The organism is Gordonia heveisoli, from assembly GCF_030315745.1.
In the GTDB taxonomy this organism is placed as follows: Bacteria; Actinomycetota; Actinomycetes; order Mycobacteriales; family Mycobacteriaceae; genus Gordonia.
On the sequence record NZ_JASXSH010000048.1, the window covers coordinates 1 to 1,273 of the forward strand.

A 1,273-nucleotide genomic window follows, 5' to 3' on the forward strand; every position below is an offset into this window, starting at 1 on the left:
GTGGACACCGAGATAGCGGGATCACTGGTTCCGCTGGGAGGATGTTCACATGTCGCGGAAGCGTCGGTCGTTCACGACCGAGTACAAGGTCGATGCAGCGCATCGAGTGATCGATTCTGGTCGGTCCATCGCTGAGGTCGCCAGGGAACTCGGCCTCAACGAGGGCCTGCTCGGGCGCTGGGTTGCCGATGAACGTCGGCGCCTGGAAGCGGCCGGGAGCAGTGGTCAGGAACCGCTGACTGCAGCTGAGCGTGATGAGCTGACCCGGCTACGCCGGCAGGTCGCCGAGCAGGAGAAGGACATCGCTTTCTTGAAAAAAGCGTCGGCGTACTTCGCGGCGAACCACCAACGGTAGAGAAGTACGCGTTGATGGCCGCGGAGTGCGCCAGCACAGCGATCAGCCGCATGGCGGCCCTACTGGGCGTGTCCGCGTCGGGGTATTACAAGCACCAAAAGGCGAGGGCACAAACAGATCTGAGCCCACGGAAGCAGCGTCGCGAGGAGTTGGCTGTGCAGATCGCTTCGGTCCACAAACAGTCGCGCGGGGTGTACGGCGCACCTCGAATCACCGCTGAACTTCGCGACGGCGGCCTGCTGGTAACGGAGAAGACCGTTGCCAAAATCATGGCCGAGCACGGTATCGCCGGGATCAGTCCGCGGACGTTCTCGCCGCCTACAACTGTCGTGGACCCGTTCGCAACGTTCCCGCCCGACCTGGTCGAGCGGGCATTTGACCAGGGGCATCTTGATGCGGTCTGGACGTCGGATATTACCTACTTGACCTGCGGAGAAGGCGACATGTACATGTGTGCGATCAAGGACGAGCACTCCAAACGTGTCCTGGGATGGGCTGTTGCCGACCATATGCGCACCGAGTTGGTGACAGCAGCGGTCGAGATGGCTGTTCGAACCCGGCATGGCCAAGTGGACGGAACAATTCTGCACTCGGACAGGGGATCTCAGTACACTGCGCACGCGATGGCGATCGCTTGCGCTCCGCACGGCCTGCGTCGTTCCATGGGCCGTACCGGGGTGTGCTGGGACAACGCCGGCGCAGAATCGTTGTGGTCGACGTTCAAGCACGAGCACTACTACCGTCACAGCTACGTGCACAAGTCGGAATTGATTGCTGCAGTTGACAACTGGATGCACTTCTACAACACTACGAGGCGGCACTCGACGATTGGGATGCTCAGTCCGATCAACTACGAAATGTCACTGACCGCGGACCAGCAGGCCGCGTAACTACCCTCCACTATTCGGGGGGAACCTC

1 protein-coding gene and 1 pseudogene are annotated in these 1,273 nt (G+C 61.1%); both read left to right on the forward strand.

Going from position 1 to position 1,273, the window contains the following annotated elements:
* Window positions 1-49: 49 nt before the first annotated feature.
* Window positions 50-355, forward strand: coding sequence for a transposase (locus QSJ18_RS20075; RefSeq protein WP_286328422.1), 306 nt, complete (start codon window positions 50-52; stop codon window positions 353-355).
* A gap of 5 nt (window positions 356-360) precedes the next feature.
* Window positions 361-1,245 (forward strand): annotated as a pseudogene (locus tag QSJ18_RS20080) (IS3 family transposase); the annotation flags it as partial.
* Window positions 1,246-1,273: the final 28 nt, after the last annotated feature.